Here is a 16,755-nt window from a genome sequence, read left to right as displayed (position 1 = left end):
GCTCAGATCCCTCGACCGCGCTTGTGCAGGGTGCGCAGCACCGCGTCGGCCCGGACCACCCGACCGGCGACGGCGAGGGCCAGGTAGGCGCGCGGCTCCCGGGGGTTGCTCCGCAGGGTGCGCCGGGCCCAGCGCAGCGCGCCCCGGCGGTCGCCGGAGGCGGCCTGGGCGAACGCGATCTGCCCGGCCACCCGGGCCTCGCCGGCGGGTTGACTGGCGAACTCCGGGTAGCGCTTCAGCAACCACTGCAACGCCTCGGAGATGGTGTCCCAGCGTTGCGCGAAGTACGAGCGCTTGTGCCACCGGACCAGCACCGATGGCGTGCGCAGGTTGATCAGCGGGGCGCTGCGCGCCGCCCGGAGCAGGAACTCGTAGTCCTCCGCGTAGCTGCCCGGGATCTCCTCGTCGACCAACCCGAACCCGTTGCGCAGCGCGCTGGCGCGGATCAGGAAGGTCGACGGGTGCAGCTCCGTCATCCGGTCGCGGAGCAGGTCGTCCAGGGTGATCCGGTCCTTGTCGAGCACCCGGTCGACGGTGTGCCCGTCGTAGTTGACGCGGATGCCGCAGCAGACGAACTCGGCGGCCGGATCGCCGGCCAGCGCGTCGACCTGGGCGGCCAGCTTGTCGGGCAGCCACTCGTCGTCGTCGTCACAGAAGGCGACCAGCTCACCCTCGGCCGCGAGGGTGCCGCTGTTGCGCGCACCCGCCAACCCGGGGGTACGGGCGTTGCGGATCACCCGTACCGCGCGGGACGGGCCACCGCCCAGCTCGGTCAGCGACTCGTCCGGCGCGGACTGGTCGAACACCACGACGACCTCGATCAGGCCCGGGTAGTCCTGTGCCAGGATCGCGCCCACCGCGGCCCGCAGCAGCTCGGGGCGGTCCCGGGTGGGCACCACGACGCTGACGCTCGGCTGCTGGGTCATCGAGTCTCCTTCGTACCCGGACGCGGCCGGGACCAGACCCGCCACCGGAGTGGGCGCGGGGTCGAGCGGGCCACCAGGTCGTCGATGATCTGCCCGACCCGGGCCACCGCCGCCCGTTGTGCCTCGTGTGCCTCCGGGTCGGCGGCCACCGCGTACCGGGATGGGTCGGCCACCCCGGCGGCCAACGCGTCGTGCAGCGCCTCCCGGGTCTCGCAGAGCGCCACCAGCCCGGCGGCGCCGAGCCGGCGGGCGAAGAGAAGCTGGTGGTTGTCGACGTGCTCGCCGCGAGCCGGGTCGCGGGGCACCACGATGGGCAGGTGGCCGTGCCGGCGGGCCTCCAGGATCGTCGCCGGACCACCGTGGCAGACCACCAGGTCGGCATCGACCATCGCCTGTTGCAACGCGTCGTGGCCGAGGAACGGCACCGCGCCGGGGAGCTGGGGCGCGCTGGTGTGCCCGTGCTGCACGGTCAGCCCGATCGGGCCGGCGGCCTGCGTGTGCCACTGGGCCACCCAGTCGACGAGCCGGTCGAAGGGGTGCTTGTCGGTGCCCACCGCGACCAGCAGTCGCAGCTGGGCGACCGGCGAGCTGTCGCGCTGGCGCGGCAGGCGGGCCGCCTCGGTGGTCGGCCGGGGTTGCGGACGCCGGGCGGTGCCCGTCTCCCCGGTCACAGCAGCGTCCCGACGACGGTCGCCTCGGGGTACTGCCGGCGCTGCTCGTCCCACTGCACCAGCATCGCGGACAGGAACGGCCGGCAGAGCCGAGCGGTCAACGTCGGGGTGTCGATCCGGTCGTACACCTCGATGTAGACGGTCGGGATGCGCCGCAGCCGGGCCAGCACCACGAACGGCACCGCCACCCCGGCGCCGGTGGTGACCACGGCGGCGACCCGCCGTGCCCGCAGCACCCGCCAGGCCAGCAGCGCGTTGCGCAGCAGGTTCGGCACGTTGCGGGTGGTCGGGTGGTACGCCGGCACCAAATCCTCGCCGGTCAGCAGCGACAGCGCCTCCGGGGTGTCGAAGGTGACCCAGCAGCGCCGCCACTGTTCGTACCAGGGCCGCAGGGCCAGTAGTTGGGCCAGATGGCCGCCGCTGGAGCCGACCAGCAGCAGCACCGGCGCCCCACTGTCGTCGTTGTTCGTGTCCACGCGACTCCCCACAAGTTCGCTTGGAATTTCAGTTCACGCCACGCAGAAGCAGATCACACGATCCCCGGTCGTTGAATAGCGCGACCGGCCGAGATGACGATCTCCACGGCGGGCGCTTCGACGCGCCGAACGTCCGAGGTCCATCGATCGTCATCACCACCTGCGATTATGTCGTCACTCTACGACGGGCCGTCGCCGCCGCGATTCCTCCAGATCAACCGCTATGTCTTTTCTCGATGACGTCCAAGAGAGCGGGATGCAGTGCGGCGTTCCAACCCGCGCCCGCGTCGGCCAGCCGCCAGGTGCGCAACCACATCTCCACCAGGTACGCGTCGGCGACGAGCCGGCGACGAGCCGCGTCGAGGCCGAGCCGCTCGCCGTGCCGGCTCAGATACCCGTCGACGGCCGACGCGGCGGCGTCGGCCGGCTCCCCCCGCAGCACGAGGGCCCGCTGGAACGCGTCGTGCGCCAAGTCGAAGCCGACCGGCACGTCCGGCCCGCTGTGCTCCCAGTCCCAGGCGACCAACCGGCCGGCGTGCCAGCCCAGGTTCCACGGCACCCAGTCACCATGCCAGTGACCGAACTCGACGTTGGTGTCGCCATGCCGACGGGCCAGCGCGGATACCGCGGCGACCGCCCGTGCGCCGGCTGGCTCGGTCGCGGCGGCCCGGCCGGCCTGATCGGCCAGCCGGCGCAGGAAGGCCGAGTCGCCGAGCGGTCGAGGTGTGCCCGCCGGGCCGCCACGCCGGGCGACCGCGAGCAGCGCCGCGATCCGTGGTGGATCGTCCACCGGCACACCGCGTACCGCCGGGGGCAACGGCTCGATCACCGCGACCACCTGGCCGGCCCACGACGTCTCGGTGAGCAGCCTCGGCGGCGTCGGGTGGTCGGCGACGCCGACCACCGCGCGCAACGCCCGCAGCGCCGCCGCCTCCGCGCTGACCAGCGCGCGGGTCGCGTCGTTCCAGCCGATCTTCGCGTAGCCGCGCGGACGCCCGTCGGCGCTGAAGAGTTGCAGGGTGGGCTTGCCGTTCGGGTCAGGGGGGCGAACCCCGAACGCGGCCAGCAGCGGCGTGTCACCCAGGTCGGCGGAGAGCCGCTCGCTCAGCAGCAGCTCCGCGGCCGGCCCCCCGGCCGGCACCGAGACGGTCAACGTCGGGAAGGGCGCGAGCCCCACCCGGCCGAACCGGGCCAGCCCGCCGAGCACCGCCCGCAGCGCGCGCACCTTCGGTGGCCGCAGGGCGTTGTACGCCAACAGGGACGCCGCCCCGGCCCGGGGCGCGCCCAACGGCACCAGGAACCGGGCCCGGGCGACCGACGGCACCACCGCGTACCGGGCCACCGCCTGGTGACCGGCCGGCAGGGCGCCCGCCACGGTCAGGCCGACCCGGTCGTCCGGGAAGACCGCGCGGCTCACCCAACCCAGGCCGTCCACTCGGGAACGCGGGTCGGTGGCCGGGCCCACCCGGGTCGTCACGCCGCCCGGTCCGCCCAGTCGAGGTCCAGCCCGAGCCGCTGGCGCAACGCGTCGTTGTACGGCCGGTAGTAGTCGGTCAGCTCAGCGCGCACCGTCGGCTCCAGCGGTGCCGAGCGCCGATCGTTGTAGACCTTGAAGTTGGGCAGGTCGTACGCCGGCAGCCCGAGGAAGTCCAGGGTGCGCCGGTACGTCGCCCGCGAGTCGCGGTACAGGTCCTCGCTGGGCAGGAAGAGGATCTGCTGCCTGTCGAAACGCTCCAGCCACGGCTCCAGGTGCTCCAGGTAACGCCCCCGGGCCCGGTACGTGTACCAGTCGTACGGCTCGCTGAACGACTCCGGCTCGGCGATCAGCCGCTCCCGCTCCCCCGCCGTGCGCTCCGGCTCGGCCGCCAGCGCGGCGGCGAAGTCCAGTGGTTCGATGCCGTGGGTGCGGCGTTCCTTCCAGTGCGAGTACGCCCGCTCCACCGGGTCCCGCAGCAGCACGATGAGCTTCACCGTCGGCATCAGCGCGGCGACCCGCTGCGCGGCGAGCGGGTGGAACATGTACAGCGGGGCGGCCTCACCGACCCGGACCGGCCCGCCATGCCGCCTGGCCAGGGCCTCGCGCTGCCGCTCGGTCGGGAAGTGCGAGCGGTACCAGGATTCGCCGCGGCCCCAGTGCTCCTCGAAGTAGTGCGCCGACTTGGTGTTCCAGGCGGGAAAGAGCCGGGGCACCAACGGGTGCTGGATGAGGTAGTTCCACAGGGAGGTGGTGCCACCCCGTTTGGTCCCGATGATCAGGAAGTCCGGCAGCGGGCGGCGATCGCTGGTGCGAACGCCGTAGTCGACGAGCGACTCCTTCACCCGGGTGGTCACCTGGGTCGGAACCAACTGCTTGACCCGGTCACGGATGGACACCACGACGAACCTCACCTGCCTCTCGTCGATGCCGAGGTGGGGCCGGCGGCCGCGGCCGCGTTGTCCCCTCCACGGATCTGCCTCATGGTCCCCCGGATGCCGGCGCGCACCCGGGGCAACGTCAACATGCCGACGCAGCCGGCCAGCAGCACCACCAGCGCCACCGCGAGACCGGGCAGGCCGCGACCGCCCACCAGCACACCGGCGGCGGCGGCCAGGCCCACCCCGGCGACCGTGACCACCGCGGCACGCGCCATCGCGGCGTCGACCAGCGGCTGCCGGACCACCGACCGGGCGAACCCGGCGGCGGTGAGGTTCTCGGTGACGATGCCGGCCGCCCAGGCCACCGCCGCGCCCGTCGCGCCGTAGCAGGGGATCAGCCAGAGACCCAGCGAGACCGTCACCGTCAACCCGGCGACGGTGGCGACCAGGTGCAGCCCGCTGCGCCCGCCCATCAGGAGCAGGCTCTGCACGTTGCCCACGCCGGTGTTGACCAACATCGCCAGCGCGAGCACCGTCATCGCCGGCACACCGGCGCTGAACTCCGGTCCGAACAACTGGAGGAAGGCCAGCGCGAAGACCGCCAGCAACAGGTACACCGGCCAGGACAGCACCAGCCCCCAGGTGGTCAACTGCCGGTGCACGGCCGCCGCCGCGGCCCGCTCGCCCCGCCCGAGCAGCCGGGACAACTGCGGAGACACCGCCACCCGCAGCCCCTGCATGGCCAACTGACCGGCCAGCACGTACCGGCCGACGGCACCGAACACACCGGCGTCCGCCGGCCCGGCCAGCACCGAGGTGAGCAACACCCCCACCCACATGCTGCCGGCGTCGATGGCCGCCGAGGCGGCCCGGGGCAGCGCGAAGCGCCAGAACGTCGACCAGTCGGAGCGGTGCGGACGCAGCGTCGCGCCCCGGCCCAGCCCGAGCGGGCCGGCGACGAGAACGAGGCAGGCCAGCAGCGCCAACGCCGCCGGCACCAACCAGCCGGTCATGCCGGCGAGCAGACCACCACCCGCCAGCGCGGCGGCGCCGACAAGCACCGGGCGGGCGACCGGAAGCAGCAGGAACTGCACCCCGACGTACGCCCGGATGGGCCGCACGCAGCGCAGCGCGGCCAGCAGCAGGGTCATGGCGACCACCACCGGCACCGCTGCGAACGTGACGGTGAGCAGCGCGTCGCCGCTCGCGCCGGAGCCGCGCAGCAGCCGGGGCGCGAGCGCGTCGGCGGCCAGCACGCCCGCGCCGGCGACCAGGACCCCGGTCAGCAGCGGCGGGATCAGCGCCACCGGGAGCACCCGGGCCGCGTCACCGCGCACACCGGCAGTGCGGCGGGGCAGCGCCCACATCAGACCGGTCTCCGCGCCGAGCGTGCAGATCGCGGTGGCCACGGTGACGACCCCGATCGCGGCGAAGAACGCGCCCGCGCCGGCCGTGCCGTACCCGCGGGTGATCACGACGGCCAGCACGAACCCGAACAACCCGCTGGTGGCCGCGCCGAGCAGACCGGCCACGCCGCTACGCGCGCTGCGGCGGGTCTCGGCCGAGCCGACGTCCCCGGCGGGCGACGCCGTGGCCCGGCCCTCGACCGGGGCGGGCGTCGGCCGGGCCCCGTCAGCGCCGGCCGGTGGCCGGGTCGCGGCGGTCACGCGGACACCGGGGCGTTCCGCGCCGCCGTCGGCGACGACCCGGCCAACCGGGCCAGCCGTTCGCGTTCGGTCAACGCCATCGCGAAGGCGACCGCGAAGAACGCGACCGCCAGGTTCTGGTTCGCCATGCCGTAGAACGGGATCTGCACGAGGCAGACCACAGGCACCACCGCCAGCCACTGCCCGGCCGCCGAGGTCGCCCGGGCGCAGATCACCGCGGCGGCGACGAACCAGGCCAGGAAACAGATGAGCGCGGGTACGCCGTGGCTGAACAGCACCATCCACAACTGCCCCTGGGTGCCGATCGGCGCGGCCGCCGACACCGTGTCGACGTTCACCGGAGCGCCGTAGCCCAACCACGGCGACTCCTGCACCCGGCGGATCACCTCCGTGTAGAGCGAGAGCCGGTCGGTGTTGGTGTCGCTGGAGTCGACCCGTCGGCTGATCAGCTCGGTGATCGGAATGAACAGCGTGGCCAACGCGCCGATCACCACCACCCCGACGATGGACGCGGCCACCCGGACGTTGCCGCGCAGGCTGGCCCGCACCCCGAGCACCGCCAGCCCGGCGCCGAGGCTGAGGAACATCGCCCGGTTGAGGGTGAGGAACGCCGGCGCCAGCGACAGCGGCAGCGACGCCAGCAGCGCCCAGCGCAGCAGCCCCTGCCGGCGCAGCATCGCGAAGGCCACCACGCAGGGCAGGGTCATGGCGTACGCGCTGCCGTAGTTGTTGGTGTACGCGAACGGCGCGGCCGGCCGGTAGATCGGGTTGAGCGAACGGGCGCTGTATTCAGCGGTGGTGAGGTGCACCATGTCCTGGATGAACGGGGTGCCGGCCACTCCGCTGGGCAGCAGCACCTCCACCGGGGTCGTCATGGCCAGCCGGGGCACCAGCACCCCGAGCCAGCCCAGCGCCACCAGCCCGAACCAGAACGCGCAGAGCGGGGTGAGCACCGCCACCAGGCTGGCGCGTTCCCGGGCGGCGGCGTAGACGTAGACGCCGACCACCAGCGCGGTCAGGTAGAAGGCCAGGCGCAGGGCGAAGGTGAGCAGCGAGGCGGGCGACGACAGTTGGGTGGCGCTGACCACCACGACCGCCAGGAAGAGCAACCAGATCCCGACCGCCGGCGGCAGCGGCACGCGCCCCCGGGTGAGCAGCAACGCGAACAGCAGCGCACCCAGCAGCGGCCAACCGAGGTAGAACGCACCGAGCAGCCACCAGAGCGGCACCAGGCCGAACATCATCGACAGCGGCCAGAGCGGCAGTTGCGGCGGCGCGGGCGGCGGCACCGGGGCGGCCTCCTCCGGGGCGCCTCCGGGCGGTGGTTCGGTCGCCGGGGCGCGGGTCACCGACACACTCAGGCCCGGCCGTTCCGGGTGAGCACGAAGCCCAGCGGGGTGACCCCGGCGGCGCGCAGCCGCTCCACCAGGCGGCGCAGGTCGCTCTGCCGGGTACGGTCGCGCTCGACGACCACCACCGCGCTGCCCTGCCGGGCCACGGCGACGCCACGCTCGTCGGACTCCGCCGGAGGGGCGTTGAACAGGACCAGGCCGTGATCCGCGCCTTGCCGCCAGGTGCCGAACCGGACACTGCCCACCCCCACGGCGACCTCGTCCGGGGCGACGACGCGACCGTTGTCCGGGCGGGCCGACGACACCCGCGGCAGCGTCAGTGTGGCGTCCGGGTCGGTGGACGGGCGGGCGCCGGGCGGGTGCGGGGAGGGTCGGCGGGCGGGCGTGCCGTCCGTGGCGGCACCGGCGGCCGGTGTGCTGCCGGCCGGTCGGGGCTTGGGCACCAACGGCCGGGACGGGTCGATGGGCAGGCGCCCCCGGTCGGCGAGCACGCTGGTCCGTAGCCGCTCGATCCGTCCGCTGTCGTCGGCGACGAAGACCTCCCGGCCGTCCACGGCGAGCGCCACCGCGAGCCCGGCGGTGAGCGCGGTGGCGTCCTCCCGGGCGGTGACCAGCGCCACCCGGGCCGGCTGCCGGACCCGTTCGGCGACCGCCATCGCCACGTACCGGACGTCGGCGTCGACAGCCCGGGGGCTACCCCGGAACCCCGGTCGGCGCACCGTGCCGAGCAGCGGAAGGCCGGAGGCCTCCCGGCCGTCGGCCACCGAGCGGACCCGCCGGTCGGTCGACTCCCAGAGGTACGCCAGCACGATGCCGACCAAGGCGCCACCGAGCAGGCCGGCGACCAGGTAGAGCGGGCGGTGCCCGGCGGAGGTGACCAGCGCCTTCTCGGCGGTCTGGGTGACCCAGCCGGGGTTGACGTCGACCGCCGCGATCTCGGTACGGGCGGCGTTGAGCTGGGTGAGCTGGTTGTTGATGCCGGCCAACTCGGCCACCAGCGCGTCACCGGCGGCGGTGTCCTTGGCGGTGTTCGCCCGCTTCTGCAACGCGGTCTGCTGGGCGGCGACCTTGGTGATGCTGGCGTCGTAGGAGCGCAGCATCTCGGCGCGCTGCTGCTCGTACATGGTCCGGCGCACGCTCAGGTAGGCCTCGGCGGCCAGGTTGGCGCTCTGCACGGCCCGGTGCGCCTCGCGCGCCTGGTAGGTGAAGCGCAGGATCTGCCCGCCGGTGGGCACCTCGACCTCGAGCGCGTCACGGATGTCACGCGGGTCGCCGCCGGCCGATTCGGCGAGCCGCTGCACCACCTCGGTGCCGGTGGCGATGCCGCTCTCCACGTTCATGTTGACCGCGCGGTCGGCGCCCGCGCCGCTGGGGGTGAAGGCGTCGGTCACCACCGGCCGGACCGCGACCACGGCGCTCGCGGTCATCGCCGCCGGCACCAGCAGCACGTAGCCGAGCGCGGCCAGCAGACCGACCATGGCGACCGCCCCCACCAACCGCAACCGGTGCATCGGCACCCGCAGCAGGTCGGTCAGTGTCACGGCACGAGAGGTGCCGGAGGACGGGCCGTCCGTGGGCCAGGGGGCGGGCGCTGCATCAGTCATGGAACTTCTTCACCGTCTGTTGAGGATTACCGACGACCACGACGCCGGGTGGTACGTCGGTGCGGACCACAGTCGCCGCGCCGACGACGCTGTCCCGGCCGATCCGCACGCCCTTCAGGACCAGGGCGTGCGCACCGACCCACACGTTGTCCTCAAGGACGATCGGGGCCCGGGTGAGCGGGCCGGGCGGTGCGTGCCGCTGCTCGGGGGGCAGGTTGTGGAAGTCGTTGTCGAGCAGCTCGCAGTCCGACAGGAGGCACCGGTCCCCCACCGTCACCGACGTCCAGGTGCCGATCCAGGTGGCGTTGAGCAGAGAGTCCGCGCCGACGCGTACCTCGCCGGGGCCGGCGAAGCGGACGAGTTTGTTCAACCGGGTGCGGTCTCCGATGGTCACCCGCACGCCGCGCCGCAACCGGATCCGGCCTCGGATCTCCACGTCCCGACCGAGCGTCAACCGTCGGTAACGGAGCTGATACCAGCCGCGTTTGACCGCGAAGACCAGACGCACCACGCGTCTCGTTCGGATGCCAGCGGCGCCGAGCAACGACCCTCCCCCACCGTCGCGGGCCGGCGGCGGTGCTACCGCCACCGGCCCAACGCGAACAATCTACCGATGCTCCGTCACGAACGGTTGACCCTTACTGTACGGAGAAGAATGTCGATGGGGTAGACCAGGACAACTCGGGCGTCGCGCTGCTGATGACGGTCGCCGTGGCGCCGTTGACCACCGCGCTCGGCGCGGCCGTCGGGTCGAACGGCACGCTCCGCAGAGCGCCGTCGGTGGAGCCGTAGACGATCCGGCCGCCCACCCACGCCATGCCCCGCACCGCGGACCAGGTCACACCCGTGGTCGGCAGGGCGAACTCGGTGGCACCGAGGTAGTTGCCGTCGATCTCGAAGTAGCGGTAATAGAGGCTGTTGGCCCCGGTGCGGGTGTAGTAGAGCCGACCGTCGAGGAAGAAGGCGCCGGTCAGCAACGCCGGGTTGTACCAGTCGTTGTAGCCGGACGCCTCCCACGGCGAGCCGATCGCGCCCCCGTTGAAGAGCGAGACGTCGATCCGACTACCGGTGGGCGTGCCGGCCACCGTGTGCGACCAGTAGATCCGGTCGTCCACCCGCCAGGTCGCGCCGGCCGCCGTGTACGCGGGCTGGCTGACGCTGGTCGCGGTGCCCAGCGCGGTGCCGTTGAACGGGACCTTCGCCACGGTGCCCGAGGCGGTGCCCAGGTAGAGGTTGCCGGTGGTGGCCGACGGCGGGTTCTTCGGGGTGAAGGTGCGTCCGCCGGCGAGCGGGAACATGCCGAGCCGGCCGTGGTACTCCTCGCCCATGCCGTCGGAGTTGTGCCCGAAGTAGAGGCCGTCCGAGCCACGCCAGAGCACCGGCACCGAGGAACCCCAGTTGCTGGTGCCCGACGGCATCGAGGCGCTGCCGCTACGGCGCGGGTTCCAGTTCACCGGCATGCCGGTCGCCGGCGTGACGGCGGCGATGCCGAGCCGGTCGACCGCACCCGGGCCGGCGTTGTCGCTGGCGTTCGGGTTGTTGACCCAGCGGAAGTGCCCACCCAGGTAGATGACGTTGTCCGCCACCTCGACCGCGGTGATGGTGTCGTTGCCGGTGTAGTCGACCCAGGTGGCGAGCAGGCCAGAGCCCCGCTCGGCGGTCTCGAAGCGGACCAGGGCGTCGCAGTACGCGGCCGGCCAGCCGGCGCCGCCGTTGGTGCCGACCACGAACCAGGTGCCGTCGCCTCCGAACTTCACGTCCTGCACGTAGTGCACGAAGGTCGCCGGCGCGGCGCACGGCGGAACGAACTTGTCGGTGCTCCAGTCGAGCACCGTGGGGGTCCCGGAGACGCCCACCAACGCCATCTGGTTGCGCGGCAGGTCGTTGACGAGCGTGAAGTTGCCGCCGACGACCAGAGTGCCGCCGTCCGGCGCGACGTCGATGGTCCAGACGTACGACGTGGTGCCGTGCCGCCCCACGGTGGCGTCGACGCTGAAGCTCGGGTCGATCGCGCCGGTGGTCGCGTTGAGCCGGCCGAGACCGGCGTGCGCGGTGCCGTTGAGCCAGTTGAACGCGCCGGCCACGTACAGCCAGTTGCCGTGCAGCGCCAGGTCACGGACCGTACCGCCGTCGGAGCGCCCGACCCAGCTGTCGACGATCGCGCCGGTGGACGGGTTGAGCGCCACCAGGTTCTTCCGGGAGACGCCGTTGACGGTCTTGAAGGCGCCGCCGACGATCAGCGTGCCGCCGGGGCCGGCGAGGAGGGTGTTGACCGCGCCGTCGAGCACCGGCAGGAAGGTGGTCGACATGGTGCCGGTGGTCCGGTCGTACGCGAAGAGGTAGCGCTGCGTGATCCACGCGGAGCTGGCGGTCTGCCGGAGCTGGGTGAAGCTGCCGCCGACGAAGACCGTGTTGCCCACCTGCGCGAAGGCACGGGTCTCACCGTCTCGCGCGTGCGGGGTCGCGTCGGCGGGGTTCGCCGACACCAGGGTCGCCGTGGCCGGGACCGGTACCACCGCGGCCGACGCGGTCGTGGGCACGCCCAGACCTGCGGCGATGATCGCCAACGCGACCATCCCCGCCCGAGTACGACGTCGTCCTGCAAAACGCCACGAGTGCGAGAGTTTGGGCACGCTTCGCCTCCAGATTGGATGAGAACCCGAGGTAGCGTGCCTCGTCCAGCCTGGTTAACAAAATCCGCCGATTGGGCGGTGCATGAATCCGCAAGCCGACAGAACGCCGGAGGATCGGATCTCCGACCCCCGGCGAACCGCCGTTCGATCAGCCCGTTTCGAACGTCAGCGGCTACCTCCGGTGGGTTGCCGCAGGTAGGGGTCCTGTCCGGCCTGCGCGAAGCCGGCCACCGCCGAGGCATCGTGGTTCATCGTCATGTCGCAGGTCGACGTGCGGCTGGTCATCCCGGCCGAGTTGAAGTAGATCGCCGCCTTGATCTTCGGGTGCGCCTTCAGCGCCGCAGGGAAGTCCTGGAACCAGCGCTGCTTGGCGCCCGGGTCGGCGGAGTTGAAGTTGGTGCCGAACTCGGCGAGCATCCGTGGCTTGCCGGCGCCGATGCCGCTGTCGTCCAGCCATCGGTAGAAGCCACTGACAGTCGTGCTCGGGCTCTTCCACACCGTGCTGCCGTTGCAGACGTGGAAGTTGTACGGGTCGTAGGCCACCCAGTCGACGTACTGGTCGCCGGGGTACAGGCCGGCGTACCGGGAGTAGTGCCCGGACCAGCCCATCATCGTCCAGACCCAGACCGCGTTGGTCGCGCCGGCGTTGGCGAACCGTTCGTGGACGTAGCGCCAGGCGCGGACGAAGTCGGCGTCGCTACCCTTGGCCGGCTCGTCCTCCGGCTCGTGGTCGAAGCCGATGAAGACCGGCACGCCGGCGGCGCGGATCCGGCCCGCCACCGCGTCGATGGTGTCGTCCTGCTTGCCGCCGTAGACGTCCGACCACTTGAGAGTGGTGCCGGCGGAGAAGTCACGGGACTCCCAGGCGAAGAACATCAACCGGCCTTCGCGCATCTGCTGCGACTCGTACACGTCGGGGAAGGCGCCGTTACTGCCGGAGTTGGAGAAGTCGTGGTAGCGGTGCACGATGTCGAACTTGCGCCCGACCTGCGTCTCCACGTCGGTGACGGCCTTGCCGTGGTCCCAGCCACCGGCCGCGCCGGCGGGCGAGTACATGCCCCACCAGGCACCACAGGACGGGACGAGCTTGTCCGAGACGGACCCGCACTTGCCGGACGGAAGGCTGCCGCTGGCGCTCGGGGTGGCCGTCCGGGTCGGGGCGATGGTCGGCGACGGCTTCGGCGCGGCGGTGGTCGGCGGCGCGCTCGGCGACGGTGGCGGAGCCGGCCGGGTGGTCGGCACCGCCGACGGCCGGGCCCCGAGGTCGTAGCTGATCAGCAGGCTGGGCCGCAGGTCCGGGTTGCGGTTCTCGACCGACGCCCAGTAGATCCGGCTCTCCAGGCCACTCTGGGCCAGCGAGACCGTCCAGGTGCCGTTACCGGTGACCAGCTTGGAGACGTCCCACTCGTTGAAACCCTTGGCCACACTTGTCACGCTGTCCAGTGCGGCACCGGCCGGCGTCAGGGGAGGCCGCGACTCGCGGGCGCTCAACGGGGAGGCGTGTGCCGTCACCGTGGCGGCGAACGGCTGCCAGGCGTGCACCCGCAGCGTCGCCCGGACGTTGACCGCGGTGGCCGGCACCGCGGTCACCGCGAACTCGATGACCGCCTCGCGGCCACCGCGCGGGTTGCCGTCGCAGCGCGTCGCACAGGTGGCCAGGGTCGACTTGGCCGCGTTGTCACCGTCCTGCGTCACCGCGGTCGCGGTGGTGTCGGCCGCCGCCCGGATCGACAGGTCGTCGCTGGCCAGCAGCGGCATCATGGTCGCCACGATGCCGGCCACCACCGAGCCGCCGAGCACGCCGATGGCAATCGCCTTACGCCGGGGTCCAGAACGGAACCGGGTGATGCGGTGCAGTCCGTGCCTGGTCAAGGAAACTCCCTGTGTCTGCGTCCGTAACGGTGAGCAGCGTATCGATGACCAGGACATGTGGCAGGTAGGACAGTTTCCCGTAAGCGCGTCTTAACCGTCAGCTAAGGTGCGGGCGTCTCAGCCGGCGCGAGCAGCGGTCAGCGCGGCGGCCATCGCGGCCCTCGGTGCGGCCACCCCGGTGAACTGCTCGAACTGCCCGACGGCCTGGGCCAGCAGCAGGTCCAGGCCGGGGACGATCCGGCAACCGGCCACGTCGGCGGCCGTCGCCAGCGGTGTGGGCCACGGGTCGTAGAGCGCGTCGAAGAACACCGCGCCCGGCCGCCAGGCCACCGCGCCGGCCAGCGGGTCGGCGACCCCCTTCGGCACCGTGGAGACGACCACGTCGGCGGCGGAGAGCTGCCGGGGCGCGTCGCCCCATGGCGCGGGCGTCAGCGCGACACCCAGCACGCCCGCCACCGGACGCAACTCGTCGACCGCCTCCGGTCGGCGGGCCACCACCGTCACCGACGAGCACGCGAGCTGCGCGGCGGCGGCGAGCGCGGCGCGGGCCGTCCCGCCGGCACCGAGCACCGTCACGGCGGCACCGGCGGTCACGCCGGCGTCGGTGAGCACCCGCACCATGCCGGCGACGTCGGTGTTGTCCGCGTACCAGGAGCCGTCCGGACGGCGTACCAACGTGTTGGCCGCGCCGACGGCGGCGGCGACCGGCGACGCGGCGTCGGCCACGGCGAGCGCCGCCTCCTTGCCCGGCATGGTCACCGACAACCCGGCCCACTCCGGGCCCAGGCCGGCGACCAGATCCGGCAGCTCCGCCGCCGCGCACTCGATCCGGGTGTACGACCACCCGGTCAGCCCGGCGGCGACGTAACCCGCGGTGTGGATCACCGGCGACAGGGAGTGCGCGATCGGCTTGCCCAGCACCGCGGCCCTACGGGTCGACACGGTCACCGCCGGTCGTTGCCGCAGACCCGGTCACTGTCGACATCGCTTCCCCGCTCTCTGCCGCACGTCGGGTCCGACCCTACCGAGCACCCCGTCCGGGCACCAGAAAATTCGGCTGCGGCCGCCCCGGGCGACCGGGTTATCGCTTTGCCCCCATCGACGTTGGTGAAAGCATTCCGACGACGGAAGCGCCGATCCGAAAAAGCGGAAACCTTGAACAAAGCATTCTTCGTGCCCTTATCGCGATTGCCGAGGTTTTCACTCGGTCGGGCCGCGGACCTGGGGCAAGGCGTACGGCGCGGTCAACCGCAACACCGGGTTCGACACGAGCACCCAGACCGGGTACTTCTACTACGGCTACAACCGCACGTTCGGTCTGCGCAAGCAGAACAGCAACGGCGTGTGGACGTTCCTCAACCCGCGCACCGGCACGTGGACCGGCACGAGTCACTGACAATGACGCCGTAATCGCGCGTCAAGACTGACGCGCGTAAAGGCTCCCTTCCCGACGGCGACCAATAAATGCGGTCGCAATGGGAAGGGAGCCTTTACGGCGTTTTCCCGGTCGGTCAGATGATGCCGGCCTCGCGGGCCTTGTTCTCGTTGCGCTGGTGCTGCTCGTACGTCTCGGCGAACGCGGAGTGGCCCTGCTTGTCGATCGCCACGAAGTAGAGCCACTTGCCGGTCGGCGGGTCCATCGCCCCTTCCAGGGCCTGCTTGCCCGGGTTGTTGATCGGGGTGGGGATCATGCCCGGCAGCTTGCGGTTGTACGGGTTCTTCGGGTCGTCCAGCTCGGCCGCCGTCATCTGCTTAGACGACTTGGTCGGCTTACCGATCGACTCCAGGTAGTAGTTGACAGTGACGTCCATCTCCAGGCAGTTGCAGAAGAACTCGCCGTACACCCGGTTGTAGGCCACCCGGGCGACCTTGCCCAGGTCGTCCTTGTTGCCCGCCTCGGCCTGGGCCAGTGAGGCCACGATCAGCGCCTCGTACGGGCTGACGCCGCCCCGTTCCTTCTGCACCGTGTCGGCGAACTTCATCTCCCCGGTCACCGACAGGAAACGGTTCACCATCAGCTTGAGGATGCTCTCGGCCGTGGACTTCGGCGGGATCTCGTAGGTGTCCGGGAAGAGGAAACCCTCGACGGACTTGACGCTCTTCTTGCCGTCGGCGCGCTTGAACCACCAGTCCGGGATGCCGAGCCCCTCCGGGTCCTTCGCGGCGGCCTGGAAGTCCTTGACCGGAATCTTGGTCTTCTCGGAGAGCAGCTTGTAGATGTTGAAGCTCGTGCGGCCCTCGGGGATGGTCAGCCCGTTCACGATCTTGTTCTTCAGGTCGAGCATCGCGGTCACGGCGCTCGCGCCGCTCATCTGCTTACGCAGCTTGTACGTGCCCGGCTGGATGTTCTTGCTGCGCGAGTTGGCCTCGGCCGCCTCGATGAAAGCCTTGTGGCTCTTCACCACGTCGGCCGCCACGAGGGCGTCGGCCATGTCGGCGATCAGCGCGCCGTTCTTGATCTCGACGGTGATCTCACCGGACCCGCTGCCGTCGTAGTCGGGGGTGACGAAGTAGTTCTGGATGCGGTCGAAGCCGTAGAACGCGCCACCGCCGATGCCGCCCAGCAGGAGCAGGGCCATCAGCAGAGCCAGGAATGTCTTGCCCCGGCCGCCGCCGGACCCGCCCTTGCGCTTGCGGAAGCCGCGCCGGTGCCGACCCTTCTCCCCCCGCTCCGGCTCGTCGAACCCAAGGTCCAGATCGTCGATCATTACGTCCGCCTCCGCTGCGCGTCCAGCCAGCTCTGCAGGATCTCCACCGCGGCCGCCTGATCGACAACCGCACGTTGACGTTTACCTCGGACGCCACGCTCGGCAAGCCTACGAGAAGCGACCACGGTCGACATCCTCTCGTCAGTGAGCGTTACCGGGACAGGCGCTATCACATCGACCAGTCGGTCAGCGTACGCCTTCACATGGACGGCCGCAGGGCCATGCTTGCCAGCGAGATTGACCGGAAGACCGACGACCACCCCGACGGCCTCGTGCTCGGCCACCAACGCGGCCAGCTCGGCGAGGTCGCTCGGCACCGCGTCCGGTGCCGCCGTGAGATCGCGGGCCAGGGTGACCAGCGGCGTTGCCAAGATCCCGTCCGGATCCGAGCGGGACACGCCCACCCGTACCTGACCGACATCCACGCCGATCCGCACACCTCGCGTCAACTCAGCCACCGAATGTCACCACCGACCGGGTACGAACCAGGG

At 71.8% G+C, this 16,755-nt stretch carries 14 protein-coding genes; all 14 read right to left on the bottom strand.

The window, feature by feature from the left end; all coding sequences use genetic code 11:
- Positions 1-2: 2 nt before the first annotated feature.
- Entirely contained in the window at positions 3-926 is a 924-nt protein-coding gene (locus ACIBD9_RS12655; protein WP_396717074.1) for a glycosyltransferase family 2 protein, read from the bottom strand.
- Complete coding sequence (locus ACIBD9_RS12650) at positions 923-1,597, bottom strand: glycosyltransferase (RefSeq protein ID WP_396717072.1); 675 nt, start codon at positions 1,595-1,597, stop codon at positions 923-925. Before ACIBD9_RS12650 ends, ACIBD9_RS12655 begins: the two co-directional genes overlap by 4 nt.
- Entirely contained in the window at positions 1,594-2,073 is a 480-nt protein-coding gene (locus ACIBD9_RS12645; RefSeq protein WP_396717070.1) for a UDP-N-acetylglucosamine--LPS N-acetylglucosamine transferase, read from the bottom strand. Before ACIBD9_RS12645 ends, ACIBD9_RS12650 begins: the two co-directional genes overlap by 4 nt.
- Positions 2,074-2,287: 214 nt before the next feature.
- Entirely contained in the window at positions 2,288-3,550 is a 1,263-nt protein-coding gene (locus tag ACIBD9_RS12640; RefSeq protein ID WP_396717068.1) for a hypothetical protein, read from the bottom strand.
- Positions 3,547-4,449, bottom strand: a complete 903-nt coding sequence (locus tag ACIBD9_RS12635) for a sulfotransferase domain-containing protein (protein WP_396717193.1) — start codon at positions 4,447-4,449, stop codon at positions 3,547-3,549. Before ACIBD9_RS12635 ends, ACIBD9_RS12640 begins: the two co-directional genes overlap by 4 nt.
- Before the next feature lie 8 nt (positions 4,450-4,457).
- On the bottom strand, positions 4,458-6,095 hold the full coding sequence (locus tag ACIBD9_RS12630; RefSeq protein ID WP_396717066.1) for a lipopolysaccharide biosynthesis protein: 1,638 nt from the start codon (positions 6,093-6,095) through the stop codon (positions 4,458-4,460).
- Positions 6,092-7,384, bottom strand: a complete 1,293-nt coding sequence (locus tag ACIBD9_RS12625) for an O-antigen ligase family protein (protein ID WP_396717191.1) — start codon at positions 7,382-7,384, stop codon at positions 6,092-6,094. The genes ACIBD9_RS12630 and ACIBD9_RS12625 overlap by 4 nt, the downstream gene beginning before the upstream one ends.
- A gap of 68 nt (positions 7,385-7,452) precedes the next feature.
- Entirely contained in the window at positions 7,453-9,051 is a 1,599-nt protein-coding gene (locus ACIBD9_RS12620) for a lipopolysaccharide biosynthesis protein (RefSeq protein ID WP_387176436.1), read from the bottom strand.
- Positions 9,044-9,562, bottom strand: coding sequence for an acyltransferase (locus tag ACIBD9_RS12615; RefSeq protein ID WP_396717064.1), 519 nt, complete (start codon positions 9,560-9,562; stop codon positions 9,044-9,046). The genes ACIBD9_RS12620 and ACIBD9_RS12615 overlap by 8 nt, the downstream gene beginning before the upstream one ends.
- Before the next feature lie 127 nt (positions 9,563-9,689).
- Positions 9,690-11,627 (bottom strand): hypothetical protein, encoded by a 1,938-nt coding sequence (locus tag ACIBD9_RS12610; protein WP_396717062.1) that lies wholly within the window; start codon positions 11,625-11,627, stop codon positions 9,690-9,692.
- A 222-nt stretch (positions 11,628-11,849) separates the two neighbouring features.
- Complete coding sequence (locus ACIBD9_RS12605; RefSeq protein WP_396717060.1) at positions 11,850-13,556, bottom strand: glycosyl hydrolase; 1,707 nt, start codon at positions 13,554-13,556, stop codon at positions 11,850-11,852.
- 117 nt (positions 13,557-13,673) lie between these two features.
- On the bottom strand, positions 13,674-14,504 hold the full coding sequence (locus tag ACIBD9_RS12600) for a shikimate dehydrogenase (RefSeq protein WP_396717058.1): 831 nt from the start codon (positions 14,502-14,504) through the stop codon (positions 13,674-13,676).
- Between the two features lie 563 nt (positions 14,505-15,067).
- Positions 15,068-16,264, bottom strand: a complete 1,197-nt coding sequence (mltG, locus tag ACIBD9_RS12595; protein ID WP_396717056.1) for an endolytic transglycosylase MltG — start codon at positions 16,262-16,264, stop codon at positions 15,068-15,070.
- Positions 16,264-16,722, bottom strand: coding sequence for a Holliday junction resolvase RuvX (gene ruvX / locus ACIBD9_RS12590; protein WP_112677948.1), 459 nt, complete (start codon positions 16,720-16,722; stop codon positions 16,264-16,266). Before ruvX ends, mltG begins: the two co-directional genes overlap by 1 nt.
- Positions 16,723-16,755 lie beyond the last annotated feature (33 nt).

This window comes from Micromonospora sp. NPDC050784, from assembly GCF_044456765.1.
GTDB lineage: Bacteria > Actinomycetota > Actinomycetes > Mycobacteriales > Micromonosporaceae > Micromonospora > Micromonospora foliorum.
The sequence above is the reverse complement of the archived record's forward strand: the minus strand, read 5'-3'. Positions and strand labels throughout refer to the sequence as shown.